17 protein-coding genes are annotated in these 15,875 nt (G+C 67.4%); 4 read left to right on the plus strand and 13 right to left on the minus strand.

Going from position 1 to position 15,875, the window contains the following annotated elements; translation table 11 throughout:
- Positions 1–80 precede the first annotated feature (80 nt).
- The 3 genes from H556_RS0113635 to H556_RS0113645 all read right to left on the minus strand — a co-directional run bounded on the left by H556_RS0113635 (position 81) and on the right by H556_RS0113645 (position 3,189).
- Complete coding sequence (locus H556_RS0113635) at positions 81–1,256, minus strand: aspartate aminotransferase family protein (RefSeq protein WP_024354973.1); 1,176 nt, start codon at positions 1,254–1,256, stop codon at positions 81–83.
- 134 nt (positions 1,257–1,390) lie between these two features.
- Entirely contained in the window at positions 1,391–2,305 is a 915-nt protein-coding gene (locus H556_RS0113640) for a M28 family metallopeptidase (protein WP_024354974.1), read from the minus strand.
- 56 nt (positions 2,306–2,361) lie between these two features.
- On the minus strand, positions 2,362–3,189 hold the full coding sequence (locus H556_RS0113645; RefSeq protein WP_024354975.1) for an ABC transporter permease: 828 nt from the start codon (positions 3,187–3,189) through the stop codon (positions 2,362–2,364).
- Positions 3,190–3,424: 235 nt separating this feature from the next.
- Between H556_RS0113645 and gcrA the strand changes: the two genes are divergently transcribed.
- Entirely contained in the window at positions 3,425–3,967 is a 543-nt protein-coding gene (gene gcrA, locus H556_RS0113650) for a cell cycle sigma 70 cofactor GcrA (RefSeq protein WP_024354976.1), read from the plus strand.
- A 391-nt stretch (positions 3,968–4,358) separates the two neighbouring features.
- Here gcrA and apaG read toward each other — a convergent pair whose 3' ends face one another.
- Positions 4,359–4,766: a Co2+/Mg2+ efflux protein ApaG gene (gene apaG, locus H556_RS0113655; RefSeq protein ID WP_024354977.1), complete on the minus strand. Its 408-nt coding sequence runs from the start codon at positions 4,764–4,766 to the stop codon at positions 4,359–4,361.
- Positions 4,767–4,859: 93 nt separating this feature from the next.
- Here apaG and H556_RS0113660 point away from each other — a divergent pair, with 93 nt between their 5' ends.
- Positions 4,860–5,897, plus strand: coding sequence for a 2'-deoxycytidine 5'-triphosphate deaminase (locus H556_RS0113660; protein ID WP_024354978.1), 1,038 nt, complete (start codon positions 4,860–4,862; stop codon positions 5,895–5,897).
- A gap of 58 nt (positions 5,898–5,955) precedes the next feature.
- Here the strand turns inward: H556_RS0113660 and H556_RS0113665 are convergent, their stop codons facing one another.
- Positions 5,956–7,224 carry an MFS transporter gene (locus H556_RS0113665; protein ID WP_029673666.1) on the minus strand — a complete coding sequence of 423 codons (1,269 nt, stop codon included), beginning with the start codon at positions 7,222–7,224 and terminating at the stop codon, positions 5,956–5,958.
- Between the two features lie 137 nt (positions 7,225–7,361).
- Here H556_RS0113665 and dapE point away from each other — a divergent pair, with 137 nt between their 5' ends.
- On the plus strand, positions 7,362–8,555 hold the full coding sequence (gene dapE, locus H556_RS0113670) for a succinyl-diaminopimelate desuccinylase (RefSeq protein ID WP_024354980.1): 1,194 nt from the start codon (positions 7,362–7,364) through the stop codon (positions 8,553–8,555).
- Between the two features lie 6 nt (positions 8,556–8,561).
- Here dapE and H556_RS0113675 read toward each other — a convergent pair whose 3' ends face one another.
- From H556_RS0113675 to H556_RS0113685, 3 genes are read right to left on the minus strand one after another with little or no spacing between them, the layout of a single operon-like run.
- Positions 8,562–9,020 (minus strand): YbaK/EbsC family protein, encoded by a 459-nt coding sequence (locus tag H556_RS0113675; protein WP_024354981.1) that lies wholly within the window; start codon positions 9,018–9,020, stop codon positions 8,562–8,564.
- A complete protein-coding gene (locus tag H556_RS0113680; protein WP_024354982.1) occupies positions 9,017–9,232 on the minus strand; it encodes a hypothetical protein in 216 nt (71 codons plus the stop codon). Before H556_RS0113680 ends, H556_RS0113675 begins: the two co-directional genes overlap by 4 nt.
- Position 9,233: 1 nt before the next feature.
- Entirely contained in the window at positions 9,234–9,575 is a 342-nt protein-coding gene (locus H556_RS0113685; protein ID WP_024354983.1) for a RidA family protein, read from the minus strand.
- A gap of 129 nt (positions 9,576–9,704) precedes the next feature.
- Here H556_RS0113685 and H556_RS0113690 point away from each other — a divergent pair, with 129 nt between their 5' ends.
- A complete protein-coding gene (locus H556_RS0113690) occupies positions 9,705–10,139 on the plus strand; it encodes an SRPBCC family protein (protein WP_024354984.1) in 435 nt (144 codons plus the stop codon).
- Between the two features lie 19 nt (positions 10,140–10,158).
- Here the strand turns inward: H556_RS0113690 and H556_RS0113695 are convergent, their stop codons facing one another.
- Genes H556_RS0113695 through H556_RS0113715 form a run of 5 tightly spaced genes read right to left on the minus strand, consistent with a single transcriptional unit; the run spans position 10,159 to position 15,872 of the window.
- On the minus strand, positions 10,159–11,151 hold the full coding sequence (locus H556_RS0113695) for a type II secretion system F family protein (RefSeq protein ID WP_024354985.1): 993 nt from the start codon (positions 11,149–11,151) through the stop codon (positions 10,159–10,161).
- Positions 11,152–11,167: 16 nt separating this feature from the next.
- Positions 11,168–12,151: a type II secretion system F family protein gene (locus H556_RS0113700; RefSeq protein ID WP_081650962.1), complete on the minus strand. Its 984-nt coding sequence runs from the start codon at positions 12,149–12,151 to the stop codon at positions 11,168–11,170.
- A 5-nt stretch (positions 12,152–12,156) separates the two neighbouring features.
- Complete coding sequence (locus tag H556_RS0113705; RefSeq protein WP_024354987.1) at positions 12,157–13,734, minus strand: TadA family conjugal transfer-associated ATPase; 1,578 nt, start codon at positions 13,732–13,734, stop codon at positions 12,157–12,159.
- Positions 13,735–15,186: a CpaE/TadZ family protein gene (locus tag H556_RS0113710; protein WP_024354988.1), complete on the minus strand. Its 1,452-nt coding sequence runs from the start codon at positions 15,184–15,186 to the stop codon at positions 13,735–13,737.
- Positions 15,183–15,872, minus strand: coding sequence for a CpaD family pilus assembly protein (locus tag H556_RS0113715; protein ID WP_024354989.1), 690 nt, complete (start codon positions 15,870–15,872; stop codon positions 15,183–15,185). The genes H556_RS0113710 and H556_RS0113715 overlap by 4 nt, the downstream gene beginning before the upstream one ends.
- Between the last annotated feature and the right edge of the window lie 3 nt (positions 15,873–15,875).

A 15,875-nucleotide genomic window follows, 5' to 3' on the forward strand; every position in this document is an offset into this window, starting at 1 on the left:
GGGGGCGGCTCTGCGGAAATCTGGATGTAGAATAAAACGGCCCCACCGGCCCTCCCCATGACGGGGAGGGAGAAGCAACGTCAGCCCGCGACCTTGGTGCGGGCGAACTCGCAGGCCTTCTCGAACTTCTCGACCGCCTCGCGGGCTTCTTCGAGGGTGATATTCAGCGGCGGCAGGACACGGACCAGATTGTCTCCGCCGCCCGCGACCAACAGCTTGGCCTCGTCGCGCGCCCAGCCCATGAACTCGCGGTTGTTCGGGACCAGTTTGACGCCCAGCAGCAAACCCTTGCCGCGCACTTCGACGATCACGTCGGGGAAGCGTTCGGCCAAACCATGAAGCTGCTGCTTCAGATAGCCGGCGACCTCATTGACGTTGTTCAGGATGGCGTCCGACGACACCTCGTCGAAGGCCGCCTTGCCGACCGCCATCGCCAGCGGGTTGCCGCCGAAGGTCGAGCCGTGAACGCCGACCGTCATGCCCTTGGCCGCCTCGGCCGTAGCCAGGCAGGCGCCGATGGGGAAGCCGCCGCCCAGAGCCTTGGCGATCGCCATGATGTCCGGGGTCATGCCGGCCCATTCGTGGGCCCACAGCTTGCCGGTCCGGCCCATGCCGCACTGGACTTCGTCGAAGATGATCAGGACGCCGTACTTGTCCGCCATCTCGCGCATCCAGCGCAGATCTTCCTCAGGCGTGGCGCGGCACCCGCCTTCGCCCTGAACCGGCTCAAGAACAATGGCGGCGGCGTTCGGGTTCTCGAAAGCGGCGGTCAGGGCGTCCTTGTCGCCCCACTTCAGCTGATGGAAACCCTCCATCTTGGGGCCGAAGCCCTCGGTGTAGCTGGGGTTGGCCGCAGCGTTGATGGCGCCGTAGGTGCGGCCGTGGAACGAGCCGTCGAAACCGTAGATGTCGATACGCTCAGGCTGGCCGTTGGCGACGTGATATTTGCGCGCCGTCTTCAGAGCGCACTCGATCGCCTCGGTCCCCGAGTTGGTGAAGAAGACGACGTCGGCGAAGGACTTGGCGCACAGATCGTCGGCCAGGGCGTCCTGCCCCGGAATCTTGAAGATGTTGGAGACGTGCCACAGCTTCTCGGCCTGATCCTTGACCGCCTGCACCAGCTTGGGGTGGGCGTGGCCCAGGGCATTGGTCGAAATGCCCGAGACGCAGTCCAGATATTCGGTCCCGTCAGTGGACCACAGGCGGACGCCCTGGCCGCGCTCCACTTCCAGCGGCGCGCGATTGTAGACACCCATCAGATGACCGGACACTTGGCAGACTCCATAAAGCGAGACGGCCCCGGCGCGACAGCGACGGGACCGCTTCAGAAAAGGGCGACGAACTTGTCAGGCTCTATTTCCCCTTAGTCAACACCGCGAGCGGCGCGAATTCAGCGCAGATGCGCATCCAGTTTCTGGATCAGGGCGGCATAGGTCCGGCCCGCCAGGTCGACAGCCTCGCCCTCGACCGCCTCCATGGCGTCGTCCTTGGAGTGGATCAGGCGGAAAACCTGCGGGACGAAGCCTTCGGCCAGGCCGTTGGCCTCGCCGCCATTGAAGGCCAGCCACATCTGATGGGCGCCGACCTCGTCCTGAAAGCCCAATGAGACCACCGGCGCGCCCGCCGCCGAGAAGGCCCGGTCGTCCGACGGCGGATAGACGGGGAAGCCCACGCACTGCATGGCCCGCTCGGCGCACAGCTCCTGCACCGCGCGGGTGACGAAGGCCGACTGCGGCCCGTTGTTCTGACCGTACATCATGGTGTCGCCATAGGCGGCGATGTCGGAGTTCACCACGGCGGCGACGTTGGCGATCCCGTGCGCCTCGATCCACTTCCTGGCGCCGATCAAGCCCAGCTCTTCCTGATCGAAGAAGATGATGCGGATGCGGTGCGACAGCGGCGCCTCGCGCAGAATCTTGGCCGCCTCGATCAAGGCGACCACCGATCCGGCGTTGTCGATTACGCCCTGCGACATCGTCCCATCCCGCAGCTTCACCGCGTCATAGTGGGCGGTCAGCAGGATTTCCTTCGACCCTTCGCCCAGGGTGACGACGACGTTTGAGCCCTGCATCGGCTCGCCTCGCCCGCCGCCTTCAAAGGTCTCGACGCTGGGCGTGAAACCCTCATCGCGCAACTGGCGCAGCAGCACCTCCAGCCGCGCGGCGTTCGAAGGCTGGACATAGGCCCCGACCTGCTCGCGCAGATCTGCGGCCCGGTTCTGCGCCAGCGACGGCGCGGCCGTCAGAAAGACAGCGGCCAGACAGGCGCCGCTGACAGCGGCCTTCAGACGAAGATGAAACGACATGGCGGGGCCCCTTTCGCGAAGCCCCTCGCCTCGCGCTGAACGCCCTGCTTAAAACGTCAGCTCTTCAGCCGCCAGCCCGAACGGAACACCAGCCAACAGGCCGCGCCCATGACCACGGTCAGCACGGCGCTCATGACCACGCCGACCATCAGACTGCCTTCCGCGTGGCCGATGAACCCCGCCCTGAAGCCGTCGATCAGGTAGAAGAAGGGGTTGAACTTGCTAATGCTGGCGAAGGGCTCAGGCAGGCTGTCGATCAGGTAGAAGGTGCCCGACAGGAAGGTCATCGGCATGACCACGAAGTTCTGCACCGCCGACAGATGGTCGAACTTCTCCGACCACAGACCCGCCAGCACCCCCATCATGCCCATCAGCAGGGAGGCGATCAGGCCGAACCAGACGATCAGGGCGATGTTGGCCAGACCCAGCTTGGCAAACGGCATGACGCAGATCGCCGTCACCAGGCCGACCGCCACCCCGCGCGTCGCCGCCCCAAGGGTGAAGCCGATGGTCAGTTCCAGCGGGCTGAGCGGCGGGGTCAGGAAGTCGGTCGCCGTGCCCATGATCTTGGCCTGAATCAGGCTGGACGAGGCGTTGGCGAAGGCGTTCTGAAGGATGGCCATCATGATCAGGCCCGGCGCGACGAACTCGGCGAAGGGCGTGCCGTGCAGCGGCGGCCGGGCGCCCTTCAGCGCCACCACGAAGACCATCATGTAGAGCAGGGTCGTCACCACCGGCGCCGCCACCGTCTGGGCGCCCACCTTCCAGAAACGACGGACCTCCTTCAGGTAGAGGGTGCGCAAGCCCACCCAGTTGATCCCGTCGTAGCGGCGGGGCTGGGGGAGGCCATGAGGGGCGTCGGAACCGGCGGTCAGGTGCGTCATGCGGCCTCAGATGCGACAGGCGAGGCCGTTTCGCAAGGCGCCCGCCCTGTGGATGAAGGCCAAGAAACTGATTCAAATCGGGACATTAACCATACTACATATAGTTTCTGTGGACAGGTGAATTCCCACATATTGCGTGTTTTAAGAGGTGATTTACGATTAGAGGCGTGATGAGGGGCCGAAATTCGGACTCCGACACAAGATATTGAATCTGACGTCTCCGCAGGAGGACGACATGAACCCAGGTTGGACCGAAGACCGCGTCGGCGCGCTGAAGAAGCTGTGGCTGGAAGGCCAGTCAGCGAGCCAGATCGCCAAGGCTTTGGGCGGCGGCGTGACCCGCAACGCCGTGATCGGCAAGGTGCACCGCCTGGGCCTGTCGGGCCGGGCCGCCCCCTCGCAGCCCGCGCGCACGACCTTCCGCCCCGCCCGTCCCCGCGCCGCCGCCCCGGCCGCGCCGGTGCAGGCCCCGTCGGCCCCGCGCCGCATCGAGGCCGTCGCCCCGCGCCCGATCGCCGCCGCCGCGCCGCAGTCGCCCGCCCCGGCCCCCGCGCCGGAACTGCCGGGCACCGCCACCGTGCTGACCCTGGGCGCACACATGTGCAAATGGCCGATCGGCGACCCGTCGACCAGCGACTTCAGCTTCTGCGGCCGTCGCGCCTCGGAAGGCGTCTATTGCGTCGAACACGCCCGCGTCGCCTACCAGCCCCAGGTCCGCAAGAGCGCCAGCAAGGACGCCTCCTCCGACCTGGCCCGCAGCCTGCGCAGGTACATCTAGATCTGCTATCGCTCGCCGCGCGGCGGCTCACTGCTTGAGCAGGGAGTTCGCTACGCGGCGACGCGGTCGCTCGCTGCTTGAGCTTTAAGGCCTGCTACCGCTCGCCACGCGGCGGTTCGCTACTTGAGCAGCCGCCGCGTCGTCGCCTTTCGGCCCCACGGCCGACACGAACGCCCCCTAGAGGGGCCGCCGTCCGCCCCGCCGGTTTCCTGCGGGCTCCGGGGCGGGACTGCGGTTCTCCGGGTTGACGCAGTCCCATCCCCCTCGGCTCTGGCAAGGGGTTTTTTATTTGACCCTACCGCGCTTCGCGCTGCTTGAGGGCTTGATAGCGCCCTACCGCGCTTCGCGCTGCTTGAGGGCCGAGTTAGGCGCCCCTGCCGCGCCCCTCGCTCTAGTTCAGCACCCTTCGCGCATCGGGCACGTCGAGACTGAAAGCGGGAATGGCGGCCTCAAACATCCGCCCCTCTGCGTCCTGCATGAAATAGGCGCCGACCATAGAGCCGGATGGCGTCGTCAGCGGACAACCCGAAGCATAGGCGTAGCTGTCGCCCGGCTCGATCACCGGCTGTTCGCCGACCACGCCTTGACCGCGCACCTCTTCGACCCGGCCCAGCGCGTCGGTGATGGTCCAGCGCCGGGCCACCAGTTGCACCGGGCCGCCGCTCAGATTGACGATCTCGACCTGATAGGCCCAGACCCAGCGCCCCTCGGCCGGGTCCGACTGGCCCGCCAGATAGGAGGGGCGGACGCGAACGACGACGCCTTCGGTCTCGGCGGAGTAGGCAGGAGCGGAGTGCATGCGCTATATGCAGCCCGCCGTGCGCGGGGTTCAAGCGTCTGTCGTCGCCGACAAGCTACACAGACGGGAAAATCCATGTGAGAACAGGACGGCATGACCAGCTTTCAGATTCCCGACCAGCCCGGCATCCTTCCCTTCCAGGGTATTGAGACCCTGATCGCGATCGGCGCCATCGCTGCCGACACCCCCTTCGACGTCGATCAGGTCCAGCCCGCCAGTCTGGACCTGCGCCTGTCTGACCAGGCCTGGCGAGTGCGCGCTTCCTTCCTGCCCGGCCAGCGCAAGGTCGAGGAACGCATCGCCGATGTCGCCATGCACGCCATCGACCTGCCCGACAGCGGTTATGTGATGGAGAAGGGCTGCGTCTACATCGCCCGCCTGCAGGAGCGTCTGCACCTGCCGCGCGGCCTGAACGCCCGCGCCAATCCCAAGAGCTCGACCGGACGCGTCGATGTCTTCGTGCGCCTGCTGACCGATCAGGGCGGCAGCTTCGACGACGTGGACGAGGGCTATGACGGCCCCCTCTATCTCGAGATCGCCCCTCAGACATTCTCCATCCTGGTCAAGCCGGGCACCCGCCTGAACCAATTGCGCCTCAAGGCAGGCGAGCCGCCCAAGCTGGAGACCCGCAGCGTCGGCGTCGACCTGCGCGCGGGCGACAACGGCGTCGTCGGCTATCGCGGCCGCCGCCACGCGGGCGTCGTCAACATGGACCACATCGACGGCCACGACCCGCGCGACTTCTGGGAGCCTCTGACCCTGCGCCGGGGCGAGCTGCTGCTGGATCCGGGCGAGTTCTACATCCTGGCCTCGTCGGACGATGTGGAGATCCCCGTCGATCAGGCCGCCGAGATGACCCCGATCGACCCCTCGGTCGGCGAGTTCCGCGTCCACTACGCCGGCTTCTTCGACCCCGGCTTCGGCACGGACGAGGCGCATGGCGCGGGCTCAAAGGGCGTGCTGGAGGTCCGCACCCACGACACCCCCTTCCTGCTGGAACACGGCCAGATCGTCGCCCGACTGGTCTATGAGCCGCTGACGGAACGCCCGTCGCGCCTCTATGGCGAAGGCGGCAGCCACTACCAGAGCCAGGGGCTCAAGCTGTCGAAACACTTCCGCCCCTGGGGGTGACCGCCAGAGACATGGAGGCCCCGAGATCAGAGGATCACGGGGCCTTTTTCTTGCGGTTCTAGGTCAGCTTGTTCGCCTTCCTCAGATCAGGAAAGACCTTGGCCCAGACACCCGTCGCGGCCAGCGCCCCGAAACCACCGAACACCGCCGCGCCGATCGGTCCGAGCAGGCGCACCATGACGCCAGAATAGGCCTCGCCCAGTTCATTGGACGCGCCGATGAACAGCATGGACACCGACGACACCCGCCCGCGCATGTGATCGGGCGTGGCCAGCTGGATCAGGGTCTGGCGGATGTTGACGCTGATCATGTCAGCCGCCCCGCCCAGGAACAGCACAGCCCCTGACAGCCAGACGCTCTTGGACAGGCCGAAGATCAGGGTGCAGACGCCGAACACGGCCACCGCCCCGAACATCCAGCGCCCGCCGTGTCGCACGATGGGGAAGCGGCTGAGATATAAGGCCATGATCAGCGCCCCCACCCCGAACGAGGCCCGCAGCAGGCCGAAACCGATGGCCCCGACATGCAGGATGTCGCGCGCGAAGATCGGCGTCAGCAGCGCCACCCCGGCCAGCAGGACGACGACCAGATCCAGCGAAATGGCGCCCAGCACGATCTTGGTCTTCCACACATAGGCCAAGCCTTCGCGGACCTGCTGCACCGGGCCCAGCTTGGACGGATCGACCTGAGGCTTGCCCTTGGTGCGGATCAAGATGAAGCAGGCGATTGCTGCCAGAAACAGCGCCATCGCCGAGGCGTAGGCCAGCGGCACGTTCACGCCGACGATGACCCCGCCCAGCGCTGGCCCCGCAATGGCGCCGGTCTGGAACGCGATGGACTGGGCGGCGATAGCGGGCGGCAGGGCCTTGCGACCCACCACCATCGGCAGGAAGGCCTGGCTGGCCGGAGCAAGGAAAGCGCGCGCCGCGCCGAAGACGGCGGCGACCGCCAACAGGCCCCACAGAGGCGGCGATCCGTGCAGCGCCATCATCAGGAAGGCACCCGCGCACATCCCCTCGACGATGATCGACAGGGTGACGGTATGCTTGCGGTCGCGCCGGTCGGCCATCGCCCCGGCCGGCAGGGTGAAGGCCAGCAGCGGCAGGAACTGGCACAGGCCCACCAGCCCCAGATAGAGGCTGGCCTCCTCGATCGGATGGTCGCGCCGGGCGATCTCATAGACCTGCCACAGCAGGGCCGAGGACTGGATCTGAATGCCCAGGACCGCCACCATCCGCCCCAGCCACAACAGACGAAAGTCGCGAATGCCCCACGGACTGGACGGCCCGTCGTCATGAGAGGAACCGGGCGGGGGTCCAGGCGGCAGAGGCGGCTGAGGCGGAACCGTCGGGGCGGTGTCGATGCTTTCGGTCGTCACGGTCGTGGGGCGTCTTCAAACAAGGGAGCGCTGTCGCGGCCGTCGGGCCTTCTCGCGGGTGCGCGATATGCCTAAAGCATAGCGGCATGAGCGCCGCATCACATTCCGTCATTGATCCTGTCGACCTGACCCGCGACCTGATCCGCATCCCCTCCGTCACCCCCGCCGACGAAGGGGCGATGGACGTGCTGGAGCGCGCCCTGACCGGCCTGGGCTTCGCCTGCCGCCGCATGGTGTTCGAGGGGCCGACCGGCGTGGGCCATGACGCCCGGATCGAGAACCTCTACGCCCGGCGCGGGACGGCCTCGCCCAACCTCTGTTTCGCGGGTCACACCGACGTGGTGCCGATCGGCGACCTGAAGGCCTGGAGCGCCGGTCCGTTCGAGGGCGAGACCCGCGACGGCGTCCTCTATGGGCGAGGCGCCGTGGACATGAAGGGCGGCATCGCCGCCTGGGTCGCCGCCGTCTCGCGCGTGCTGGCGGAAGGCGAGGTCGAAGGCTCCCTGTCCTTCCTGATCACCGGCGACGAGGAAGGCCCGGCCCTGCACGGCACCAAACGGGTGGTCCAGACCCTGGCCGCCGAGGGCGAGGTCATCGACGCCTGCGTGGTCGGAGAACCCTCCTCGGCCCACCATCTGGGCGACATGATCAAGGTCGGACGGCGCGGCTCGCTGAACACCTGGATCACCGTCCACGGCAAACAGGGCCACGTCGCCTATCCCGATCGCGCCGCCAATCCGGCCCCGGTCATCGCTCGCCTGCTGGCCCGGCTGGACGCCCATGTGCTGGACGATGGCTACCCCGAGTTCCCGCCGTCGAATCTCGAAGTCACCACCATCGACGTGGGCAATCCAGCGACCAACATCATCCCGGCCGAGGCCAGGGCGCGGCTGAACATCCGCTTCAACCCGACCCACACCGGCGACGGCCTGATCGACTGGCTGAACCGCGAGGCGGGCATGCTTCAGGCCGAAACGGGTCTGCGGATCGAGCTGGAGCACATGTGCTCGGGCGAGGCCTTCCTGACCGAACCCGGCGTCTTCATCAGCGCCGTGCAGGACGCGGTCGAGGCTGTTTTGGGCCGCCGCCCCGAAGCCTCGACCACCGGCGGCACCTCGGACGCCCGCTTCATCCGCGCCCTGTGCCCGGTGCTGGAGCTGGGCCTGGTCGGCCAGACCATGCACCAGGTCGACGAGCGCGTGCCCGAGGCCGAACTGCGCGCCCTGACCGACGCCTATGAGCGCGTCATCATCACGGTGCTGGAACGACTGGCCGCCTGATCAGGCTCAGCGGCAGGCGTCGACCCATTGCGCGCCTGTCAGCTCGGCCATGCGTTCAGGGCTGATGCGGACGGCCGAGTGGATGGCCCCGGCCGCCGGGATCACCACGTCCCAGGCCTTCAACGACGCATCGCAATAGACCGGCAGGGGCGTCGCCAGACCGAAGGGGCAGACCCCGCCGACCGGATGGCCGGTCACGCCCTCGACCTCGGCCAGGTCCAGCATCCTGACCTTGCCGCCGAAGGCCGCCTTGGCCTTGGCGTTGTCCAGCCGGGCGTCGCCCGTCGTCACCAACAGCACGATGCGGTCGCCCGCACGCAACGACAGCGTCTTGGCGATCTGTCCCGGCTCGACGCCATGAGCGGCCGCCGCCTCGGCCACGGTGGCGGTGCTGACCTCCAGCTCGATAATGGCGATGTCCGGCGCCGTTTCCGCAAAGAAGGCGCGGACGCTGTCCAGGCTCACGCCTCGCCTGCCGCTTCCAGCCGGGCGATGCGGCGGTCCATGTCGGCGACCTGATCTTTGAGGCGCTGCGCCTCGGACGCCATGTCGACCGGCGTGCCGTCCTCATAGGTCAGCTGCGCCCCCTTCTCGATCAGATCGAGGCGGTACAGGGCGGTTACTCGGGTCGCTTTGAACCGTTCCAACTCGCTCTCGTTCGAGATGACGCGCGCCATGTCAGCGCGCCGCCACGACGACGACCTCGACCCGATAGTCGGGCGTGGCCAGCTTCGCCTCGCAGGTGGCGCGGGCGGGCAGATTGGCCGCATCGACCCAGGCGTCCCACACGCTGTTCATCGCCGCGAAGTCGGCGATGTCGGCCAGCCAGACCTGGGCCGACAGGATCTTGGACTTGTCGCTGCCGCACTCGGCCAGAAGGGCGTCGACCTCCGCCAGGGCGGTGCGCGTCTGGGCGACGACGTCCTCGCCCGGCTCGCCGACCTGACCGGCCAGATAGATGGTGTCGCCGTGGATCACGGCCTGGCTCATGCGACGTTCGGGCTGGATGCGGGCGATCATGACGGCTCCTTGCTTCGCCCTCGGCCTTAACGCGACGGCGGCGCCGCTCCAAGGACAAACGCCGCTTCGACTGAAAGCTCAGGCCCGCACCATCTTCCTAAACCGAAAAAGCCATGTCACAGGGAGCGCATGGAAACGATCCGCATCGAACACCGCATCGGCGTGCGCGCCACGGCTGAACGCCTCTGGGACGTGCTGACGGACTTCTCCGGCTGGGAGCGCTGGAATCCCCATGAGGTCGAGGTTCAGGGCGCCCTGGGCTATGGCGCGCCGATCAGCCTGACCGAGCGGCTGCCGGATCTGGGCGAACGCCAGGTGCAGGCGCATCTGGGCGAGTGGGAGCCGAACGCCCAGCTGGTCTGGGTCGAGCGCCGCGCCTTTCTGTTCCGCACCCTGCGCTACTATGAGATCGAGGAGTTGGATCGCGGCGCCTGCATCGTCTCGCACGGCATGGTCTTCACCGGGCTGCGGGCCGAACTGTTCCACGACAAGCATCGCGGCCGCATCCGTCCGGCCTATGAGGCCATCAGCGAGAAGCTGAAACAGGTCGCCGAACAGGGCTGACGTCTCCCCCTGTCAGCCGTCAGCCGCCCTTGATCGTATCGGTGATGTTGATGATCGCCGGTCCCAGGATGACGACGAACAGAACCGGCAGGAAGAACAGGATCATCGGCACGGTCAGCTTGGCCGGAAGCGCGGCCGCCTTCTTCTCGGCGGCGGCCAGACGCAGGTCGCGGTTTTCCTTGGCCATCACCCGCAGGGCGCTGCCCAGAGGCGTGCCGTAGGTCTCGGCCTGGGTCATGGCTGTCGCCACGGCGCGGATGCCCGGATGCTGCGTCCGCTTGGCCATGCCTTCATAGGCCAGGCGCCGTTCCGGCAGATAGCTCAGCTCGGCGGACAGAAGGGAAAGCTCTTCGGCCAGTTCGATCGACTGGCCGCCGACCTCCTGACTGACCTTCTGGATCGCCGCCTCGATGGACATGCCGGATTCGACGCAGATCAGCAGCAGGTCCAGCGAGTCGGGAAAGGCCGCGACGATCGACTGACGCCGCTTGTCGATCAGGTTCTTCAGATAGACGTTCGGCGCATAGAAGCCGACGCCCGCCGCCAGGATCACGAAGGAAAACAGGGTGAAGCCCGGCAGGTCCGGCTTGATCACCACAAACAGATAGAAGGCTGTCAACGCCATCAGGATGAACGGCAGGGCGAAGCGGAAGAAGTAGAAGGTGTTCACCGGCCCCGGCCCGCGAAAGCCGGCCTGGGTCATGTTTTCGGCGACCTTGGGGTCTTCCAGCAGCTTGACCAGATTCAGCCGCGCCACCACCCGGCTGCGGAAACTGTCGTCGGTGCGGCGCAGCCCGCCGCCCGTCTCGCCCCCGCCGCCCCGCAGGGCCTGACGCGAGCGACGGCGCAGCTCCTCGCGGCGTTCGGCCACCGCCTTCATTCGCTTGTCCAGCCGAGGGCCGCCGCCGACGAAGGACGACAGCAGGGTCAGGACGCTGGCGAAGACGGCCACGCCTACGCCGATGCTCAGCAGGTTCTGCGGATCGGTGATGAAGCGCATGAAGGCGTTCACGGTCCTGGCCCCTTCCTCAGAACTTGAAGTTGATCATGCGCTTCATCACGAAGACGCCGGTCGCCATCCACAGGACGGCGCCCAGCAGCATCACGTGGCCGCGCACGTCGGTGAACAGCAGCATCATGTAGCTGGGGCTGGTCAGGGTCACCATGATCATGACCGCCGGCGGCAGGGAGCCGATGATGGCCGCCGAAGCCACGGCTTCGGACGACATGGCCTTGATCTTCTCGCCCATCATCCGCCGGGCGCGCAGCACAGAGGTCAGGTTGCTCAGGGCCTCAGCCAGGTTGCCGCCCGACTTCTGCTGGATGGCGATGACGATGGCGAAGAACTTCAGCTCCGGCGTCGGCATCCGCGTGTACATCTTGTCCAGGGCGTCGGCGAGCGTCAGCCCCACGCCCATCCCCTCGACCAGAAGGCGGAACTCGCCCGCCAGAGGCTCAGGGCTTTCGCGGGCAATGACCTTGAAGCAGTCATGGACGGGCAGGCCGGTCTTGATGCCGCGCACCAGCACGTCGACCGCATCGGGAAAGGCCAGGGCGAATTTCTTCATCCGCGCCTTGGCCTTCATGTTCACGACCCAGCGCGGCAGGCCCAGCCCCATGGCGATCCCGACGCCCAGCACGATCAGGATGTTGCCGCCCAGGACAAAGGCCAGAAGGGCGCCGATCAGCCCCATCGCCACGCTGATGATGACGAAGGTCCGCAGCGACAGTTCAAGCCCCGCCTGTTTCAGCTTGGCGCTGGTGGTCATGCGCGCCTTGCGCTCGCGGCGGTCGACCTCGCGCAACTGGACCATGATCTGCTTGCGTCGGGCCTCGGGCGTATTGGCCGCCGCCGCCCGCTTGGCCGCCGCCACCGACTCGGTGCGGCTGGTCGCCAGAACCTTGGCGCGCTTGACCGCCTGACCCGAGGAATCGTCGCCGCCCACCAGCACCCAGCCGACGCCGCCGATGGTGATGAAGGCCAGAACCGCCGCAAGCACAGGAAGCAGCATCCGCCCTACTCCGCCGCGTCCAGGGCCTCGGCCAGCTCGCGCTCCAGACCGTAATAGCGGGCGCGATCCCAGAAGCGCGGGCGGGCGATGCCGGTCGAGCGGTGGCGCCCGGTGATCTTGCCGTGCGCGTCCTCGCCGGTGATGTCGTAGACGAACAGGTCCTGGGTGACGATCACGTCGCCCTCCAGCCCCACCACCTCGGTGATGTGGGTGATCCGGCGACTGCCGTCGCGAAGGCGCGCGGCCTGAACGATGACGTCGATCGAGCCGACGATCATCTCGCGGATGGTCTTGGACGGCAGGCCGTAGCCGCCCATGGTGATCATGGATTCCAGACGGCTGATCGCCTCGCGCGGGCTGTTGGCGTGCAGCGTGCCCATCGAGCCGTCGTGGCCCGTGTTCATGGCCTGCAGCAGGTCGAAGGCCTCAGGACCCCGCACCTCGCCGACGATGATGCGTTCGGGGCGCATCCGCAGGCAGTTCTTCACCAGGTCGCGCATGGTGATCTGACCCTGCCCTTCCAGATTCGGCGGGCGGGTCTCCAGGCGCACGACGTGCGGCTGCTGCAGTTGCAGCTCGGCGGCGTCTTCGCAGGTGATGACGCGCTCGGTCGGGTCGATGAAAGCCGTCAGGGTGTTCAGCAGCGTCGTCTTGCCCGAGCCGGTGCCCCCCGAAATGACCAAGTTGCATCGCGCCGCGCCGATAACGCCGAGAACGCGCGCGCCCTCGGGGCTGATGGAGGCGTACTCCACCAGATTGCGCATCGTCAGCTTGTCCTTCTTGAACTTCCGGATCGTCAGCGTTGGGCCGTCGATGGCCAGCGGCGGGGCGATGACGTTGACGCGGCTGCCGTCGGGCAGACGGGCGTCGCAGATCGGCGAGCTTTCATCGACGCGACGGCCGACCTGCGACACGATCCGCTGACAGATGTTCATAAGCTGGATGTTGTCGCGGAAGCGAACGTTGGTCAGCTGCACCTTGCCGCCGACCTCGATGAAGACGCGTCCTGCGCCATTGACCATGATGTCGGCGATGTCGTCGCGCGCCAGAAGGGGCTCCAGCGGCCCATAACCCAACACATCGTTCAGGATGTCCTGAACCAGGTGCTCCTGCTCGGCGACCGACATGGAGACGTTCTTGATCGCCACCAGCTCGGCGACGATGTCGCGGATTTCCTCGGACGCCGCCTTCTGATCCAGCTGCGCCAGCTGGGCCAGGTCGATGGTGTTCATCAGGGCGTTGAAGATGGTCGTCTTCGTCGCGTGATAATAATCGCTCTGCTCGCGCACGATCTCGGCGACGGCCTGAGCGTTCTTGAGCTGAGCCAGGCCGGCGGTGGCGCGCGGCCCGGCGCCGCCCGCCGCCGGACGCGCCGACTGATCCGACTGTCCCAGCGCGTGCTCGAACGGATCGGGACGCCTGGGCGTCGTCGGCGTCAGAGGGTCCAGTTCCTCAGGCGAAAAGCCGTCGACAGGATCCAGCGCCGGACGCCGGGACGCAGCCTCGGCCAGACTGGGGTCCGGCGCCACCGTCGGACGCGGGGCCGCCTGAACCGCCGCCGGGGCTGACCGCTTGCCGAACACCTAGGCCCGCTTCCGGCTGAACAGACCGGCGAACAGCGACGAACCGCCCGCTGCGACCTTGGCCCGCGTCTGGCTTCCAGCGGTCGGCAGTTCGCGATGAGACACGATCTGGGCCAGGGTCTCGAACGCCTCGGCCGGTTTGGTCTTGGCGGCCGAGTCGATGATCATCTGGCCGTTGTTGGCCGCCGTGCCGAACACCTTGGCGTCGAAGGGGATGATCAGACTGGGATGCACGCCCAGCGCCGCGCCGAAATCCTTGACGGGGATCTCGGGCCGTCCCGGCAGGCCGACCTGATTCAGCACCAGACGCGGCGGCGCGTCGTTGGGTCGCCCCTGTTTGATCAGGTCGATCATGTTCTTGGCGTTGCGCAGCGAGGCCAGGTCCGGCGTCGCCACCACCACCACTTCGTCCGCTGAAATCAGCGCTCGCCGCATCCAGCCCGACCACAGGTGCGGCAGGTCCAGAACGACGAAGGGCGCCGTGGCGCGGATACGCCCCGTGACTTCCTCGAACACGTCGGGGCTGAAGTCCCAGTCGGCGTCCAGGGTGGCGGGCGCTGCGAACAGGCTCAGCTTGTCGGTGCAGCGCACCGTCATCCGGTCCAGCAGGGTGGCGTCCAGACGTTCAGGCTGTTTCAGGGCGTCGGCGACCCCGCCCAGCGGATCCTGGTTGAAGTCCAGCCCCGCCGTGCCGAACGGCAGGTCATAATCGACGATGACGGTGTTGACGCCGATCCGCTCGCTCATCGCATAGGCGGTGTTGTGCGCCACGGCCGAGGCCCCGGCCCCCCCGCGCGCGCCGACGAAGGCGATGGTGCGACCGACGAAGGGCTGGGCCGGATCAGCAAACAGGCCGCCGATCGCCGCGATCAGTTGCAACGGCTGGATCGGCGCCACCAGATACTCGCTGACGCCGCGCCGCATCAGTTCGCGATAAAGAAGGATGTCGTTGGCCGCGCCGATGATGACGACCTTGGTGCCGGAATCGCAGACCTGGGCCAGTTGATCGATCTCGGCCAGCAGGCTCTGCGGGTCCTTCAGGCTTTCGACGATCACCAGGGGCGGCGTCGGTTCGCTCTGATAGGCCTCGATGGCCGCCTGCACCCCGCCCAGACGGATCTGGGTGGCGGCGCGGGCCATGCGGCGGTCCTGACCGGCGCGCTCGCCGGCGGCGGCCGTGTCCTGCCGCTCGGCGAAGATATGAACCGCGATGCGCGGAATGGCGACTTCCACCGCCCCGCTCACCGGGCTGAGGGCCGAAGGCGTCGCAACGGCGGGCGGCGCCGCCTCCACGAACGCGCCTTCAGCACGGGCGGACATCGGCGCGACGGCGGGAGTGGGCGTCGGCGCCGGAACGGGCCGACCGTCATCAAGATCCAGAAACTCGTCGTCCAGATCAAAGCCGTCCAGGGCGTCGAACCCGCTCGAATGGGTATCGGCCAGCTTGCTCATTGAATGGCCTGTGAGATGCGCATTTGCGACAGCAGGGGTTCACGCGCCGCCGAGGTCGCCGTTCCCTTGCGATAGGCGTCGAACACCACCGCCCGTCGCCCGGCCTCGGACGGCGTCATGCCGCGCGGCGCCACGATATCGCGCGGATCGGCGATCTGGGCGGCCAGGTTGGCGTTGACGGCGCAGCCGAAGTTGGAGGCGGACTGATTGTCGCCGCTGCGGCCCAGATTGCCCCATTGCGTTCCGCACTGAGGCACCACCGCACGGACGGTCTCGAAACCGACCAGCACGGGCGCGCGCGGATCAGGCGCGACATAGGCCGCGACCTGGATGCGATTCTCCGGCACCCCCGCCTGTTGCAGGATCGCCCGGACGCCCCAGGCCGCCTCGGCCGCCACGGGGTCGCCGCCGGACGGGGCTTCGATGACCAGGACCGGCGCCCCCTCCATGGCGAAGCGGTTGACCAGATCGCCCAGGGCCGCGCGCTGATTGGCCGAGACGCCCGTCTCATGCACCGCCAAAGCGATGCGCTCGAGTCCCGCCTCGACCTGGAGGGAATAGCGCGACATGGGCGTCAGCGGCGGTTCGCCGCCCAGGCTCGCCGGGCCGCCGACGCAGGCCGACAGGGCTAATCCGCCCGCCGTCAGAGCAATCAGGGGAAGATACCGCGAGGAAAGTCGGGTCATGGC

Origin of the sequence: Brevundimonas naejangsanensis DSM 23858 (genome assembly GCF_000421705.1) — a bacterium.
Lineage (GTDB): Bacteria > Pseudomonadota > Alphaproteobacteria > Caulobacterales > Caulobacteraceae > Brevundimonas > Brevundimonas naejangsanensis.

Coding starts and splice junctions, on each gene's coding strand:
- H556_RS0113645 (WP_024354975.1), bottom strand. CDS start 3,189: ATGACGCACCTGACCGCCGGTTCCGACGCCCCTCATGGCCTCCCCCAG.
- H556_RS0113685 (WP_024354983.1), bottom strand. CDS start 9,575: ATGATCGCCCGCATCCAGCCCGAACGTCGCATGAGCCAGGCCGTGATC.
- H556_RS0113640 (WP_024354974.1), bottom strand. CDS start 2,305: ATGTCGTTTCATCTTCGTCTGAAGGCCGCTGTCAGCGGCGCCTGTCTG.
- dapE (WP_024354980.1), top strand. CDS start 7,362: ATGAGCGCCGCATCACATTCCGTCATTGATCCTGTCGACCTGACCCGC.
- H556_RS0113700 (WP_081650962.1), bottom strand. CDS start 12,151: ATGCTGCTTCCTGTGCTTGCGGCGGTTCTGGCCTTCATCACCATCGGC.
- H556_RS0113680 (WP_024354982.1), bottom strand. CDS start 9,232: ATGGCGCGCGTCATCTCGAACGAGAGCGAGTTGGAACGGTTCAAAGCG.
- apaG (WP_024354977.1), bottom strand. CDS start 4,766: ATGCACTCCGCTCCTGCCTACTCCGCCGAGACCGAAGGCGTCGTCGTT.
- H556_RS0113710 (WP_024354988.1), bottom strand. CDS start 15,186: ATGAGCAAGCTGGCCGATACCCATTCGAGCGGGTTCGACGCCCTGGAC.
- gcrA (WP_024354976.1), top strand. CDS start 3,425: ATGAACCCAGGTTGGACCGAAGACCGCGTCGGCGCGCTGAAGAAGCTG.
- H556_RS0113635 (WP_024354973.1), bottom strand. CDS start 1,256: ATGGGTGTCTACAATCGCGCGCCGCTGGAAGTGGAGCGCGGCCAGGGC.
- H556_RS0113715 (WP_024354989.1), bottom strand. CDS start 15,872: ATGACCCGACTTTCCTCGCGGTATCTTCCCCTGATTGCTCTGACGGCG.
- H556_RS0113660 (WP_024354978.1), top strand. CDS start 4,860: ATGACCAGCTTTCAGATTCCCGACCAGCCCGGCATCCTTCCCTTCCAG.
- H556_RS0113690 (WP_024354984.1), top strand. CDS start 9,705: ATGGAAACGATCCGCATCGAACACCGCATCGGCGTGCGCGCCACGGCT.